We start from the raw sequence: 16,989 nt of genomic DNA, 5'->3' as shown, positions 1-16,989 counted from the left end.
AATTTTTAAATACAACGATTCAATCTTAAGAGCAGTTTGTAGAGACTTAATTTACTTTTATGGAGTAGCACTTAATTAATTTGAATTATTAATTAATTTTTTTTGTTCAAGTAATTTTATTTTAGACTGTTCTAAATTTGCTAGTTGTTCGCGTGCTTGTAAAACAACGGGTTTCGGTGCATGTGATATAAAACTATTGTTAGTTAATTTAGTTTGTATTATGTTAATTTTAAGATTTAATTTAAATAATTCTTTTTCTAAACGGATTAGCTCAGCTTTTTTATCTACTAAATCAGCGATCGGAATTATTAGTTCAACACCTTCAATTACTTTGGTCATAGCTACGGGACACTTTTCACCGATAGGTAAGATAGTTAAACTTTTAAGATGAGCTAAATGCAATAAAAAATTATAATTTTCCTTTATACATTGCGTGGTTGTTATAGAACAATTACGCAATAGTAAGTCAAGTGATTTACTCATAGTAATATTCATCTCAGAACGAATATTACGAACTGCAATAATTACTTTTTTTATAAAATATATTTCGGATTTGACTATAGGAAATTCTTTAAATGGATCATATTCTGGAAAAGATTGTAGCATGATTGTAGAATCAGTGATATTTCTTAATATTTTAATATGTTGCCAAATCGTTTCGGTGATAAAAGGAATAATTGGATGAGCTAAACGTAGCAAAGTTTCTAGTACAGTTATTAATGTATTGCGTGTACCACGCAATTCTGTTTGATTGCCATTCTTTAATACAACTTTAACAAACTCTAGGTACCAATCACAAAATTGATACCAAATAAATTCATATAATATATTAGCAGCTATATCAAAACGATAGTTATCTAATGCATTACGGTAGGTTTTTATAACGCTATTGCATTCTGTTAAAATCCATCGGTCTGGAAGTGATAGCAGCATTTTTCCGTCAATTTGGCCGCAATCTTCATTTTCCGTATTCATTAATACAAAACGGCTAGCATGCCAAAGTTTATTACAAAAGTTACGATATCCTGTAAGACGTTTCATATTCCAATTAATATCACGACTATTTGAAGCTAATGCAGCTAAAGTGAAACGTAGTGCATCCGTTCCAGATGCAGAAATACCATTGGGAAACTCTTGTTCAGTACGTCTACGTATTTTTTCAGCAAACTGTGGTTGTAGCATGTTATTAGTACGCTTTTTAACTAATTTTTCCAATGAAATACCATCAATTATATCAAGAGGATCGATGACGTTGCCTTTAGATTTAGACATTTTTTCACCTTTCTCGTCTCGAATTAAACCAGTAAAATAAACTATTTTAAAAGGAACTTGTGGCTTACCTTTTTCATCTTTTATAAAATGCATCGTTAACATGATCATACGTGCGATCCAAAAAAAGATAATGTCAAAACCACTTACAAGCACATTAGTTGGATGAAAAATACTTAATTCTTTTGTTTTTTTTGGCCAGCCGAGAGTAGAAAACGTCCATAAAGCAGAAGAAAACCAGGTATCTAGGACATCTTGATCTTGATACAGTGTAACCGCATCCAACAAATTATTTTGTCGACGAATTTCTTCTTCTGTATGACCAACATAAATATTACCGTTCGCATCATACCAAGCAGGAATACGATGTCCCCACCATAATTGACGAGATATACACCAATCTTGAATATTACGCATCCAAGCGAAATACATATTTTCATATTGCTTTGGAATAAATTGGATTTCACCGTCTTCTACCACTTTTATTGCATTCTGAGCTAGTACGTTTGTTCGCACATACCATTGATCTGTTAGCATGGGTTCAATAATTACGCCACTGCGGTCACTATAAGGGATACTTAAAAAGTGTGGTTGAATATTTTCTAATAGACCTAATTTATCTAGTTCATGAACTATACTTTCACGAGCGGAAAAACGCTCCATGTTCTGAAAATTAAACGGAATATGCGTTTCATATATATTGCTTAGATCACCATTACTATTAAAAATAGATGCTTCTTTACAGATTTTTCCCTCAAAAGTTAGAATATTAATCATTGGCAATTTATGACGACGTCCGATGTAGTAGTCATTAAAATCATGCGCCGGTGTTATCTTAACACACCCAGTTCCTTTCTGTATGTCAGCATACTCATCTCCTATAATTGGAATAATCCTATTCACTAATGGCAAAATTACTTTTTCCCCAATCAAATTTTTATAACGTTGATCTTGAGGGTTGACCGCTACAGCAACATCACCTAGTAAAGTTTCTGGACGCGTAGTAGCTATGACAAGGTAATTTTTACCTTCACAAGTTTTTATACCATTAGCAAGCAAATAACGTATGTGCCATATAAAACTTTTACTTTCTCGGTTTTCTACTTCAATATCAGAAATTGCAGTACATAATTGGGGATCCCAATTTACCAAACCTTTACCACGATAAATCAAATTTTCTCTATAAAGACGTATGAAAACTTCTTTTACGGAATCAGAAAAACCATCATCCATAGTAAAGCGTTCACGCGACCAATCAACTGAGTTACCCAATCGACGTATCTGGCTTGTAATATTACTGCTTAATTTTACTTTCCACTCCCACATTTTTTTAATAAACTCTGTACGACCATAATCTTGACGTGTTTTTCCTTCTTCTTTAAGAATTTTGCGTTCTACTACTATTTGTGTAGCAATACCTGCATGATCACTACCTACTTGCCAAAGAGTATTTTTACCTTGCATACGATGATAGCGAACCATAATGTCCATAATAGTCTGTTGAAAGGCATGACCTAAATGTAGGTTTCCAGTGACATTGGGTGGCGGAAGCATGATACAGAATCTTTCTTGGTTAACATTATTATTAGGTTTAAAATAACCCTGTTTTTCCCAATTTTGATAGAGATGTTGTTCTATATTTTTTGGATTATATATCTTTTCCATTATTTATTTTCATTATTTATAGTTACTATTGGTAAACTGCACTTAATTGAAAACCTAAACCACGATAGGTTTTATAACGTTGACGTGCTAATTCTTTTAGAATTTTTTTTTCATAGGGCACAAAATCTATCACTTCATCAAATACTGTCACTAGATTTGTAAATTGTGGTAATAAATTAATTAAAATGTCTTGCTTTGAATAATTATGGCTGTGTTGTGGCCATATTATCTCAATTGGTGCACTATAATTAATTTTTTCACCTACAAGATTATGTGGTATAAAAGTATTAGCAGGATATAGCCATAATGCTTCATCTAAACAATAAGCCTGTTTTTTATTTTCACAAGAAATTAGAATACGTTTTTTATTACGCCAAAATAAGTTAACCAAGTTACACACTAGTGTTTCTATAGCAGTTAAACCATTTTGAATATTGTTAGAATTTAGTATATAAAAAGTAGCTTTTTTCATTTGTACCTTAATATATGATTGATCATATATCATCTATACTTTTATAAAAACAGTAATAGCAGTATTTGAACATTTATGCGTATTTTAATAACTAACCATTGCATTGTTCAGTGATGTATTACTTTCATCATTACTGTTTAAAGTAGCTCGACTGTTTAAAGTAGCTCGATTTATCAAAAATTGACAGAGCATCGCAACCGGCCGACCTGTTGCACCTTTGTTTTTACCGGAATTCCAAGCAGTTCCAGCGATATCTAAATGAGCCCAATGAAATTTATATGCAAAACGTGCAAGAAAACATGCTGCAGTGATTGTACCACCTGAACGATCACCAATGTTAGCTATATCAGCAAAATTAGATTCTAATTGTTTCTGATATTCATCTGTTATCGGTAAACGCCAAACACGATCACCAGATTGTTCAGAAGCGTTAATTAACTCTTTAGCTAATGAATTATTATTTGATAATAAACCACTGAAATGGTGACCTAGAGCGATTACACAAGCACCAGTAAGAGTAGCAACATCAATCACCAATTCCGGTTTAAAGCGTTCAATATAAGTTAATACATCGCATAGTACTAGACGACCTTCAGCATCTGTATTTAAAACTTCTACAGTTTGCCCAGACATAGTAGTTAATATATCACCAGGACGCATTGAACAGCCATTTACCATATTTTCACATCCTGCTAGAATGCCTACTATATTTAAGGGTAAATTTAATTCTGCAACTACATGCATTACTGCATATACTGCGGCAGCACCACACATATCATATTTCATTTCATCCATTGCCCCAGCTGGTTTAATGGAAATACCACCAGAATCAAATGTTAAACCTTTACCTACTAAAACAATTGGATGTATTTTGGGATTATTGCTACCTTTATATTCAATTATTGACATAAGGGATTCGTTCTGAGAACCGGCGCTGACTGCTAAATAAGCATTCATGCCTAATTTTTTCATTTGTTCTTCATTGATAACCCGTGTATTGATATTTGTACTGAACTCATTTGCTAATTGACGCGCATGTAATGATAAGTATTCAGAATTACAAATATTGGGTGGCATATTGCTAATATCTTTAGCGATTTTTATACCATTAGCAATTGCTACACCATGTTGAATGGCAAGGGTACCGCTAGTTAGTTCATCATTTTCTGGTACGTAAAATACCAGTTTACGTAATGGATGGTGTAATTCAGTTTTTTTGCTTTTCAGATTATCGAAATTATAAATAACTTCTTTTGATATTTCAACTGCTTGGCGTATTTTCCAATAGATATTTCGTGTTTTGACATTTAGTTCAGTTAAGAAGCATATGGCTTCTATTGAAGCTGTACTATTCAGAACTTTAATAGTTGTTTTAATAATCTTTTTATATTCATATTCGCTAAGTTCATTTTTTTTTCCGCAACCAATGAGAAGAATACGTTCCGATAAAACATTGGGTACATGGTACAAAAGTAATGTCTGTCCTATTTTTCCTTTTAATTCACCACGTTGTAAAAGAGAACTAATATAACCATCACTGATTTTATCTAGTTGTTCTGCCATAGGTGATAAATTACATGATTCGAATATACTTAATACTATGCAAGGACTAAATTCTTTTTCTAAATTATCATGTTTTACAATAAATTCCATTTAGTTTCCTTAATTGTTCAAGACAAAACTATTAATTGTTTCAGATGTAACTTGTTTACACCCGATTAATTTGTCTATATTGTTATACATAGAATTCAATTCTAGTAGTCATTAAATAAATTAAAATATCACAATGATGTATTTTTTAGATACTCTAATATTTTCTTGTACAATATTTATGTATAAAAAATTTATGTATAAAAATAATTTTCATGAATTTAAGCAATACAAATAATAAATAAAAAAAATAAAAAATTACACATATTTTTGAAAATCAGTCTGTAAAGGTGTATTAAATCTGATGATCGTTAGATATCTAGCTAGGGAAATTTTTAAAAGCCAATTAGTGAGTTGGTTTATTCTGCTATTGATTTTTTTTTGCCAGAAGCTAGTAAAAATTTTAAGTGCTGTAGTATGTGGTGAATTGCCGAAGGAATTGATCTTAACAATATTGGGTTTTGGCATTACTGATATATTAAAACTTATCTTACCATTGAGTTTATTTTTAGCAATTTTAATAACTTTTGGACGTCTATACATACATAATGAACTTATAGTCATACATGCATGCGGTGTAGGCAAAGGAGTACTAATAAAAGCCGCTATGATCTTAGCTTTTTTTACTGCTATACTAGCAGCAATCAATGTAGTATGGTTAAGTCCATGGTCATCACGGTGCAAAAATACAGTAATATACAATATTAAAATTAATCCTATCATTACAGCAATACCTGCAGGCCGCTTTCAAATATTTCAAAATTCTCATACAGTACTATTTGTTGAAAATATTAAACATAACAAATTTAGTAAAGTCTTTCTAGTACAGTTTCCGATTCAAGAAAATATACAGTCTGCTTTTATTCTAGCAGAAAGCGGCTATATAGAAAAATCAGAAAATGCATCACAGGTGATTATCTTAAATAAAGGCTATCATTTTGAAGTAAATAAATTTTTGAAAAATTTTCGCATTACAAATTTTTCAAATTTTCACGCATTAGTTCACTATCAACATAAAGAAAAAAAACCTGATCCAAATAATTTTGATGAAGCCGATATAATGAAGCTTTTTAGTGATAATAATCCGCTGATTAGGGCTGAACTACACTGGCGTCTAATAATAGTATGTTCGGTTTTTATAATGGCAATAATAGCGGTTCCGCTTAGTGTAATCAATCCACGTTATGGTCAAATACTATCAATGTTACCAGCAATGTTACTATATTTAATGTTTTTTTTATTAGAAAGTTTAATGAGATCAAATGTATCAAAAGACAAATTAGATGCGATATTTTGGATGTGGGAAATTGCGTTATTTTATTTGTTAATAGGATTAATACTTAATACATCGCATACGTTACCGATACGTCGCATTATTGTATTTCTAAAAAGTTGGTATAGACGAGTCAATAATAGTGTTTAAAATACTTGATCGTTATATAGGTAAAAAAGTTTTTAATATAATTATGATAGCATTATTTATTTTGTTATCATTATCCGCAATAATTAAATTTATCGAGCAGCTACGTCAAACATGGCAAGGTAACTATACTGCACTTGGCGCTGCTTACTATACTATATTAACTGTTCCGAAAGATATTGAGATTTTTTTCTCGATGGCTGTATTATTAGGTGGTATAATAGGCTTAGGAATATTAGCGCAACATAATGAGCTTGTAGTAATGCAAGCAATAGGTTTTACTCATGCACGCATTGTTTTAGCAGTTATAAAAATTACTGTTCCGCTAGTGATTAGTATGATGCTACTTAGTGAATGTGTTGTTGATAATTGCGAACGCATAGCACGTAACTATCGCACAGAGCAGTTATACGGCGGTCCGTTTTTTTCAAAAAATAACAAATTATGGATTAGAGATGGTAATAGTTTTATCTATATTAATCATATAAAAGACAACACGAATATTGTTAATATTAATATTTATACTTTTGATGCTCAATTTCATTTAACAAAATGGCTTTATGCAGAACAAGGTACTTGGAATGAAACAAGAGGAGCATGGATGCTGGAACAGATTGATGAATTACATTTCAAAAATTTTCTTCAACAAGTCATTAAATCTCACATTTTAATTCGTGAGTGGAATACTAACCTAACACCAGATAAACTAAGTGTATTGGTTCTTGATCCGTATTCACTATCCATTAACGGACTGTATAAGTATAGCAAGTATTTAGAAAACAGTGGACAGGAATCAGGACGTTATGTATTAAATATGTGGAGAAAAATCTTTCTTCCTTTTTCAATAGTAAGCATGCTGTTAACCGCTCTATCATGTATAATGGGTCCATTATTAAATGTTTCAATGACTACACGTGTAGTAACAGGAATTAGTTTTGGTTTTTTATTTTATGTACTTGACCAAATTTTTAGCCCATTAACTTTGATATTTGGAATGTCATCGGTAATAGGAGCAATTTTTCCAAGTGTAGTGTTTTTTACGCTTAGTTTATTTTTATTTATAAAATATCACTAATTTTATTTTTTGATGATGTTTATCAAACTATGCACTTAAATAACAATAATATATAAATATTTTCTATTTTAAATAACAAGTTAAATGTCATATAATAGTGACAGATTGTAATGATCTCTTTATGAAATATATGCATTTATATATTTCATAAAGAGATAAATAATCGCAATATGGTTATATATATGAGTATTTGATATTGCATAGAAAATTATTCTATACTAATGGAAATAATATTTATAACAGAAAATAACAATATTTAAGCAGATTAAAAATTATTGCTTAATGTTTAATATGATTATAAGCTTAGCATCTAAGTAATGTATGGTTATTTACAAAAATTGTATTTTTAATTTAAAAATCATTGTTTTAAATGATTATATAAAAATTGTTAAAGATTGATATTACAATATTATTATACTTAATATACATTATTATTCACGTGCCGAAGTGGTGAAATGGTAGACGCAGTTGATTCAAAATCAACCGTAGAAATACATGCCGGTTCGAATCCGGCCTTCGGCACTATTATAAGCGTTTTATTAATTTTTATTGATCTCAAGCAGATAGTAAGAAAAATCTTAAAAATTAACTATAAATTTTGAACAAATTCTTTAAAAGACCATATTAATCATATAGTTATAATATTTTAAAGAATTAAATCATTGTATGAATAGTTTTGTGTAATTCATACTAAAAGCGATTAAGTGTTATAATTAAGAATTGGTAATAATAAATTGAAAATACTTTTTTGTTAATAGAAATATCTAAGGGTTAATTATTAATATACTCAATTGTAAAAATATTAAGTATGTTTTATATAGTAGTCGAATTTTTTATCACTTTAGACTACGTTAACTATTAAATGCTGCTTGTTTGTATCATAATAATATATTTAATAAATTAAAATATTATATATAACTCTTTGAATAAAACTTCATTTATTTATATATTTATCTCCAGTTTAGCAAGTCATTCTATTTTAATGTGGCCTTTGATTAATAATGGAGTCAATATTAGTGATAAAGTTTATAGTTTTGCTGTTAGGTATTGTACTGGCCATCGCAAAAGATATAGTGATCTTAATAATTAAAACTAATAATACATCATTGCGTTAAATGTCGCAATTTTTCGTAGGTGCATGTCTAATTATCTAATAATCAATATTTTTCTTTTCTTAACTCCTTAGACTTCGACTAGTACAAATTTTCACTATTATTACTTTATGTGTTGTTTAAACAAGACTTTCATTATGAAACATCATTTGATGACGTTTATTATAACAGATGACATTGGTAAAGATTACGATTTATTTTACTTATTTATAAAATATTATAAAGTTATATTACTTTCTCCGTATCCAATAAGTACTCAGTACTATGATTATTTATTTTAAAAACTAGTATTTTAGAAATACAATATATTTCAAATATATATATACACGTGCATAATTTAATTTCATTAAATAGTATTGTGAGATGAGTTAATTTAAAACTGATAAAAAACTATTTTTAATTCATAAAAAATCAATTGTATTCATAAATATGTTACATCATATATCCCAGTTGGATTACATTAAAATATCGGTAATCCTCGATTTCAGAGTTATTGAATTTAGTTAAAATTTATTGACAACAAATATTAATCCAAATATAGTTTGCAACTAGTATAATAGTATAAATAAAACTCCAAAAAAAATGTAAATATAATTTCAAATCAAATAAATTATAAAATTTTAAAACAGACATTGACAATTTTCAATTAAATTGACTTAATAAAGTAGAAAATATGAATTCAAGACGCTATTGGATTATACAGCAAACAGGAATTACACAATACCAGCTACGATTTCCGTGTTTACTGAAAAATAATAATACAATATACTTAATTCCTTCTGCTCAACTTATTTTAGTGACTGAGCATATTTTAATATTAGAAGAACCGTTAGTTAAAGATGTATTACAAGCACTGAATTTTCAAAATAAAGATGTAATTGTGTTATTGCCAAATCAATTAGTCATGTTACCGGTGAAAGTCAATTGTTGTGCTTGGTTGCTAGGATTTGAAAGTGATCATTGCTTCAATGGTATTAAATTTACTACAGCTTCTTTTAATGTTTTTTCAAACAGTAGTAAGCAGAAACGCGATCTATGGAAGCAAATATGTAATTATCTAAATAACAATTTGAAATAAAATTCAAAAATTTACTTTATCTATTATAAATAACCTGTGACCAATCTTTATTACTATAACTATAATCTGAAAAAAATTTAGAACATTAGCTATTTTGTTTAAAATGATTGAATCATATACAATTTAAGTAAAATATTTCTCTTTATTATTTAATAATATTAATAGATACTTGATCTCTTTAATGTATATATGAATTGTGTTATATATTGGTATGATTACAAATTGCAATGCATAATTAACATGTATTGCAATTAAAGTAAATAAAATACTAATTTTATCGATTATAAAATATATTTTAAATGTTATCAGACATAAAAATACATGATTTTATCAATACTATTTTTATTTTCATAGATCAAATATTAGAATTATATATGTATATTTTGATTAAATAAAAGATATTCTATATTCAATATTATTTAACGTAAGTGTTTTCTGAATACTTTCCAAAAAAATGCTCCATACGGTATTGTATATTCAAATGAATACTTTATATTGATACTTTAATGAAAATCCCATGCATCATTCATCATGATGCATCATTATTTAAATAAAAAAATAACTATATGAAACTATAATAATGATTGAGTTATTATCATTCTAATAAATTGAATATAATATATCTCTCATATACATATTATACCATATGTATAAATTCGGGATAAACGAGCAACAAATGCCTATACTTAATACGCGACATGTTATTGATCTCTGCAATATATAAATCTCTTTAATAATAACTATTTCAAAAGATATCAATAATATTATTAAATACAAGATGATAGGATCATTTTTTTTAAATTGATAAATCAAAAAATTCTTTTGAAATAGTTATTATTATGTATGATACACACTCCAACGCTAAAATACCGATATTTTAAATACAATTTTTCACTTGCATAATATCCATTATTCTCAAATAACGGTTAAAAATCAATGCCGCTATGTTATCAGAATCAACAAAATCACTGGTTACTGTATGGTCGGAGACTCAGTAAACAAAAAGTTGCAGAGTATTTCTATCAGCTAAAAGATGCATACACAATTATCAATGATTGGAATATCGATGATTACCAAGTAATACATATAAGTGGTTCACTAACAACTTTTGCAATTCAGTTAGCATATAATAAAGGATTTGACGTTGTACAACTTAGTCAAATTCCATATCTGAATATCCCAGGTTTATTATTAATGGATATGGATTCTACAGCTATTCAAATTGAATGTATTGATGAAATTGCTAAATTAGCAGGATATGGTATTCAAGTAACTGAAATTACTGAACGTGCGATGTGCGGAGAAATGGATTTTGAAACTAGTTTGCGCAAAAGAGTTAGTATATTAAAAGGTACCGATGCGAGCATTCTTAAAAAAGTGCTTGATGAACTACCGTTGACGCCTGGTTTAACTAGATTAGTAGAAAAATTAAAAAATTTTAACTGGAAAATAGCAATTGCTTCGGGAGGTTTTACTTTTTATACCAATTATTTATATCATAAGTTACACTTAAATGCTGCATTTGCTAATAAATTAGAGATTTGCAATGGAAAAGTGACCGGTAAAATACTTGGACAAATTGTTAACGCTCAGTATAAAGCTCAAATATTAAATACATTAGCAAAATCCTTTAACATTTCATCTACACAAACTGTAGCAATTGGTGATGGCGTTAATGATCTTGCAATGATTAAAAACGCAGCTTTAGGTATAGCTTATCATGCTAAACCTAAAGTTAACAAGCATACAAAAGTTATGATTCGTCATGCTGATTTAATGGGTGTTTTTTGTATATTAAGTAGTAGTTTGATTGATTACTAATCATATGAATAAAATTCACGTAAAAATATTTTGTCAAAAAATCATAATATATTTGCTTTCATTTTCAATGAATACAACGCTAATTTCCTATTTTAAAAGCGATATTACAATGCTTGTTTTATACATGTAATACTATTGATTTCATCAATAGTATTATTTTTTCATGGTCTAATATTTAATAATTATTGAATTAGTTTGCAAGTATCTTTCATAAGACTTGCATAAATAAATTATCTGAAAATAGGTTTAAAGCTTTTCAATTTATTTTCTGAATGTTAAAGAATTTGATTGTATTTTAGATGGTTGTTTATTGTTCTATACTACTATCTATTTCAATTGCTGTAAATTATGGGCAATAAATTAAGTCTGCCTTTTCAATTCGTTTATATATTCAGTGAATAAATTAATGTATTATGAATTTATTGCCAAAATTTATTGAAAGAAATTACAATGCGTCATCATCTAAAATTTAATTTAAAAATTCAGTATTATCGAATATATATCAAATAGTTGATATGATAGATATCTAGTCTACTTCATTGAGAACGTCATCTAAATACCGCAAATAACGTCTTAACAGACACATTTTGTAAAATTTACGGCGCGACACTACATAGTACATATCATACTTGAAGATACTTTAATTGCCATATCGGAGTTGCTAGAACCTTGCATTGATAGTGCGATTTGTATTAGAGAGATAGATCAATATGCATTTTAGAATTTGACCAAAATAAAGAACACGTTGTGGTAAAGTAAATAAAAATTCTGCTCTAGCTCTACTGTTTCAATATATGGAGTTTCTATAATTGTCTATTGCCATTGGATTGCAATTACTTCCGGTGAAGTAGGGCTGTTAGATGAAATGTATCTAGTATCTAATGGCTAAGAACAAATTTTTCAAATAAGAAAGTGTACTTTTAAGATGCTGTCATACTATTCAAGTATACACGAACAAGTTGATCAATAGAAGAAGAATATATCCAAAACACAATATACCCGAAGTATTGGTAATCTTAAAAAGACTTTAAAAATTTTTAATTTTATTTTTCCTTACTTAGATCATCTATTGTATTCAAGAGTAGTTGTAAATTACAATAAAAAAAATGGTTAATAAAAAAATTATTTAAAAAAAACTTTTATTAATTACTTTATTAAAATCATACCATAATAGAATATTCCCTCTACTGACCGTTTGACCAATCTAATAAACAATTTTGTTAATTACACCATTATTTTGAATTACAATAATGAACTCTATCTTCATAGTTTCAATAATAATAGGTTGTCCGATAACTATCCTATATCTAGGATTTACTAATATTTTCAATATAATACCATATATATCGGTACATTATTCAATAATATTTTTTCTAAAAATTCAATTTTATTTTAAAAATTTCAATCTCTGGGAAAGAGGTATTTTTTGATATAATTCATCTTGTCCTTACCGTGCTATTGCGCATTAAAAACTTTAGATGGACAAGAAAAAACTTAAAATTGATTCAATCAGTTTAGCTAGAAATTTTTGATAAACAGAAAAATTAAATAAAGTTTCTTCTATACGTATACTGCTATTATCTTGATAAAAATCCTTTTGTAATTTTAAATTTTTTTTTACTGAATAAAAATTCATATGATCCAAGTATCGTAGTACCTAAGGCTTATTATTACATTGATTATTTTTGATAAATTTATTCTAAATAGGTAATGTAAGACAAACTAATTCATATCCAATTCATCATACATGCACATGTAGAGACCGCCAATGCTTACACTACCTTCGGTAGTAATTGTGCGAATTGGATTGTATTTTGAAATTAGCAAACGATGGCGTGGATCAAGCGTAATGGTACAAAGTGCTCCTAAATAAACGTTTTCTAATCCAATTGCTAAGTAGGCAGCTTTGAAAATTATATCCCGAACTGTATTTCGACTATAGTAATTATATTATGTACAGTCAGTCGGTCATATATGTTAGATAATGCAATGTCTTGCAACACCACTATTGTGAGCCCACTGTAGTTTAGCGCCAACTAAACGTACACCTAGACAATTAGAATTATCATTTACTTCCAAATACTGTGAAAACTCATCCATGCTAGATCATGCAGAAAATCGGGTACTCTATGCGGATCCATCTAAAATACCAGTATTCCATTGAGTACTATACTGTATCACTAGCAATGTATTATATAGTGTGGTTTCGATTATAGGGCGCCGGTGTAGTACAAGCCCGTAGGTGGTAGCTTAGTTTGAAAAATTGATAACATATCAGACATGCGTGGAGCACGACTTGCATATCTAGCTACACTGACCAAGTGAAAAGTAAAACTAGGACTAAGATTACCTGTAGTAAAATAGGTTCAACATTCATTTTGTATTTGTCAAATTATTAATAATAACCTGTTTTTATATTTATTGGTTTCCTGTAAGTTAGTTGTTTTAACATTGATCTCTGAAGATCAGTTTGCCTCTGTTAATACAATTACAGCATCGTTATGAAAGCGCAACATTGGACCTAAAATAGTAAATTCTAAACCTACAGCACATTGATGGTTTACAACAATATGATTGGCAATACGGAAAACAAAATCATTCGTTTCACCCCATGGAAGTATACCAATATGAATATACTAATAAACCATTCGGTCAAAAAAATCTTGAATACTACTGCAAATTTCCGGTTGTAACACTTCAATCATATGGGAGAATGGAATAAAATTATCGAGAAATTCTGTGGATATATTTCTCTGATGTAACTATTTAGTAAAAATAATTTAACGTAGATAATCAAGATTACTAATGATACATATGTAATTGTGTAGCACAAATAACTTTCTGTAGTTTCATTAACGCTGAATCTTGATTGTCAGCATGTGCAACTAACTTAGTAATTATAGAATCATAAAATGTTGAGATTTCGCTACTATTAGTAATTCCTCTATCAATGTGCACTGCTTCTGGAAATTTTACATTTGTTAGGAAACCTGGACTAGGTTAGGTTGAAAATTTTTTATTGAGTTTTCAGCATATATTCGTGCTTCGATTGATACACTATGTGGTTTTTCTAAATATTTCGAATCCATAGTGTCGCACACTGTTAATTGTAACATACAGTCTATTATTATATCAATCTTTATAACAGATTCAGTTACTGCATGTTCAACTTGCAAGTGTGTATTAACTTCTAGAAAATGAAAAGCACCCTGTCTTAATATCATAAACATATTCTACAGTTCGTATACTACGATATTTCACTTGTTCGCTAAGATGGATTACAGAAGTAAGCTATACATATTATTACGTATTACTTAAGGGAGATTAGGTTCTGGAGTTTTCTCCACTGCTTTTTAATATCGGCCTTGTACTGAACAGTCCCGTTCACCTAGTAAAATTACTTTTTTTACCATCACTAAAAATTTGTACCTCAATATGGTTAGGCTTATCAAAATCATGTTCGATAAATACATTAGAATCGTTAAAAAACTGACTATTGAAATGTTGAATACTAAATCAAGCTATGAGTAGAAGATCAGCATTGTCATAGTCGCAGTACCTTAAACCAATACCTCCACCATACGCAGTCCTTTTTAATATTACTGGTTAACCAATTACTTTCGCTAAATCTAATGCATCTTCTAAACAATTAAGCAAGCATGTACCAGGTATTATCGGTATGTTTCCAATATCTGCTAGCTCGCGTGCATAATGTTGCAGGAAAAATCACTAATTTATTGAGCTATTGTTAGAGCAATAAACATAATTCCAGCTTTTTCACAAGCATTAATAAATGATGCATTTTTCTAAACACATCTATCACTTAGCCAAATAGTATTAAGACCGCTTTATTTAGCACAAGTGATTATTTTAATATGAAAATACCTATCGACATAATTAAGCGAAATTGCTATATTAGCTTCCTTAACATGAGTTAAATTGTGCTCTATATCAGAGTATACTACTACATTATACATTAGTTATGTTGAGGCGTTTTAGAGCACGAATAGCTGAACAAAAAATTTTACCACGATCAGCAATTAAAATAGTACTCAACAAAAATTTTATTCTTCTATTAAGATTACTTAACCGCTTAATGCTAAATTCAATCGCTCAAAAGTATTTACTATACTAGTGTAGTGTCATAGATTAAGCCTTTTATTACGCTACGATCAAGTAGTCTAATTGATCCAATACAGAGTGATATGGAAATATTGATAGTAAATTTACCGAAGTATGCTCGAAGCATATCTAATAATTTTACTTTAATTAACACGTAATTAAGTATATTATTTTCAATAATGAGGATATAATAAATAAGCAATACAGAGGTGTTGTTTCCGTTGTTTGCACAAAAGAAACTTGATATAACTTGAGAGAATAATTAAGCGACATTTTTTAAAATATAATTCAATATTAACGCAAAACGGACATGTTCAGGTAATTCTGGAAGTTTACTATTATACTCTAAGAGTTGTCTTTTTTCAATAGCACCTCATGATAATGCTATTTGTGTTTGCCAAAGTAAACCAAAATTAGCAATAGAATGATGGTGCTAAGCCGGAACTCGGAGCTATTAAGGTAATATCTGCTGTAAACCATCAGCACGAAAAAAACCCGGTAAAGCCAATGCACAGAGATCAGCAAAATTAGTGAAATTAGTATAGATACCTATATAGTATATTATAAATAACTAGGATAAATAGTAGACGATGTCAGTACCACCAGCGCATCAAAATTTGATAGTATTGTTAAATTTTGCGTGATAAATAAACGCGTAGATATTCAGCTTCATATGCATCAACAGCACTATATTTCAAACCATCACGCATAATAGAGTATACTATTGAATCCATGTTATAGGATTATGCAACATTTTAGCTACTGATATAGTACGTTCCGTAATCCACTGACCCATTATAAATCTGTTGAGCTAATTTATTAAAATTAATCAAATCAATTTGATGCAAATTTTCATACATACTATTTAAATTTTTTTAAATCGCATTGCCTGCTGTTTCTTTTTGTTGATCAACAAAAAACTATAGATGTAGCAAGACAAGCCACCCTTTTGTGGATTTTAAATCAATAATATTATTAAAACTAGCAAGTATACGTTCTGAACCTCGTGTATCTATAACAAGACAAAAGGTTACTAAACCACGGACTAATCTAGAAAAGCGACTAGAACTAGATCCACCGCTGATATCTTGTTAGTTAAAGGTATTGTTTACAATACTAAAAGATGGATGTGTAGCAACTAACTCTGTAACAGATTGATCCAAATTAGTTTTACCTATCAATATTGCACAAGAAGTTTTCACATGAGCAACAAAAAATGAATCTATTTTGCCATAGCTGTATACGTGAGAACCGGGATACAGAAGTAACGATCCAGCTGCTCAATCTACATTATCTTTTATTGCG

General features: G+C 29.1%; 10 protein-coding genes, 1 tRNA gene and 2 pseudogenes. 5 read left to right on the top strand and 8 right to left on the bottom strand.

Features of this window, described 5'->3' with window-relative positions; all coding sequences use genetic code 11:
* Positions 1 to 75: 75 nt before the first annotated feature.
* From BMSBPS_RS00730 to pepA, 3 genes and pseudogenes are all read right to left on the bottom strand, one after another.
* Positions 76 to 2,934, bottom strand: a complete 2,859-nt coding sequence (locus tag BMSBPS_RS00730; RefSeq protein ID WP_046201072.1) for a valine--tRNA ligase — start codon at positions 2,932 to 2,934, stop codon at positions 76 to 78.
* A 25-nt stretch (positions 2,935 to 2,959) separates the two neighbouring features.
* Positions 2,960 to 3,406: a DNA polymerase III subunit chi gene (locus BMSBPS_RS00725; protein WP_044170004.1), complete on the bottom strand. Its 447-nt coding sequence runs from the start codon at positions 3,404 to 3,406 to the stop codon at positions 2,960 to 2,962.
* A 153-nt stretch (positions 3,407 to 3,559) separates the two neighbouring features.
* Positions 3,560 to 5,059: pseudogene (gene pepA, locus BMSBPS_RS00720) on the bottom strand (leucyl aminopeptidase); the annotation flags it as partial.
* Positions 5,060 to 5,357: 298 nt separating this feature from the next.
* Between pepA and lptF the strand changes: the two are divergent.
* The 5 genes and pseudogenes from lptF to serB all read left to right on the top strand — a co-directional run.
* Positions 5,358 to 6,479 (top strand): LPS export ABC transporter permease LptF, encoded by a 1,122-nt coding sequence (lptF, locus tag BMSBPS_RS00715; protein ID WP_044170002.1) that lies wholly within the window; start codon positions 5,358 to 5,360, stop codon positions 6,477 to 6,479.
* Positions 6,472 to 7,551 (top strand): LPS export ABC transporter permease LptG, encoded by a 1,080-nt coding sequence (lptG, locus tag BMSBPS_RS00710; protein ID WP_022564508.1) that lies wholly within the window; start codon positions 6,472 to 6,474, stop codon positions 7,549 to 7,551. Before lptF ends, lptG begins: the two co-directional genes overlap by 8 nt.
* A gap of 441 nt (positions 7,552 to 7,992) precedes the next feature.
* Positions 7,993 to 8,073 (top strand) — tRNA-Leu (locus BMSBPS_RS00705).
* A gap of 1,263 nt (positions 8,074 to 9,336) precedes the next feature.
* Positions 9,337 to 9,741 carry a DNA polymerase III subunit psi gene (locus BMSBPS_RS00700; RefSeq protein ID WP_022564507.1) on the top strand — a complete coding sequence of 135 codons (405 nt, stop codon included), beginning with the start codon at positions 9,337 to 9,339 and terminating at the stop codon, positions 9,739 to 9,741.
* Between the two features lie 936 nt (positions 9,742 to 10,677).
* Positions 10,678 to 11,562: pseudogene (serB, locus tag BMSBPS_RS00695) on the top strand (phosphoserine phosphatase); the annotation flags it as partial.
* A gap of 1,722 nt (positions 11,563 to 13,284) precedes the next feature.
* On the opposite strand, the gene BMSBPS_RS04785 reads toward serB, so the two are convergent.
* From BMSBPS_RS04785 to BMSBPS_RS04445, 5 genes are all read right to left on the bottom strand, one after another.
* The gene (locus BMSBPS_RS04785; protein WP_407638114.1) at positions 13,285 to 13,452 is read right to left on the bottom strand and encodes a hypothetical protein; all 168 of its coding nucleotides are present in this window, start codon (positions 13,450 to 13,452) and stop codon (positions 13,285 to 13,287) included.
* 87 nt (positions 13,453 to 13,539) lie between these two features.
* Positions 13,540 to 13,662 (bottom strand): hypothetical protein, encoded by a 123-nt coding sequence (locus BMSBPS_RS04740; RefSeq protein WP_268748051.1) that lies wholly within the window; start codon positions 13,660 to 13,662, stop codon positions 13,540 to 13,542.
* Positions 13,663 to 14,027: 365 nt separating this feature from the next.
* Positions 14,028 to 14,183 carry a hypothetical protein gene (locus BMSBPS_RS04780; RefSeq protein ID WP_407638113.1) on the bottom strand — a complete coding sequence of 52 codons (156 nt, stop codon included), beginning with the start codon at positions 14,181 to 14,183 and terminating at the stop codon, positions 14,028 to 14,030.
* Between the two features lie 181 nt (positions 14,184 to 14,364).
* Positions 14,365 to 14,520, bottom strand: a complete 156-nt coding sequence (locus tag BMSBPS_RS04775) for a hypothetical protein (RefSeq protein ID WP_022564505.1) — start codon at positions 14,518 to 14,520, stop codon at positions 14,365 to 14,367.
* A gap of 23 nt (positions 14,521 to 14,543) precedes the next feature.
* The gene (locus BMSBPS_RS04445) at positions 14,544 to 14,786 is read right to left on the bottom strand and encodes an ATP-binding protein (protein WP_158414187.1); all 243 of its coding nucleotides are present in this window, start codon (positions 14,784 to 14,786) and stop codon (positions 14,544 to 14,546) included.
* Positions 14,787 to 16,989 lie beyond the last annotated feature (2,203 nt).

The organism is Candidatus Pantoea carbekii (genome assembly GCF_000971765.1).
Classification (GTDB): domain Bacteria; phylum Pseudomonadota; class Gammaproteobacteria; order Enterobacterales; family Enterobacteriaceae; genus Pantoea_A; species Pantoea_A carbekii.
The sequence above is the reverse complement of the archived record's forward strand: the minus strand, read 5'-3'. Positions and strand labels throughout refer to the sequence as shown.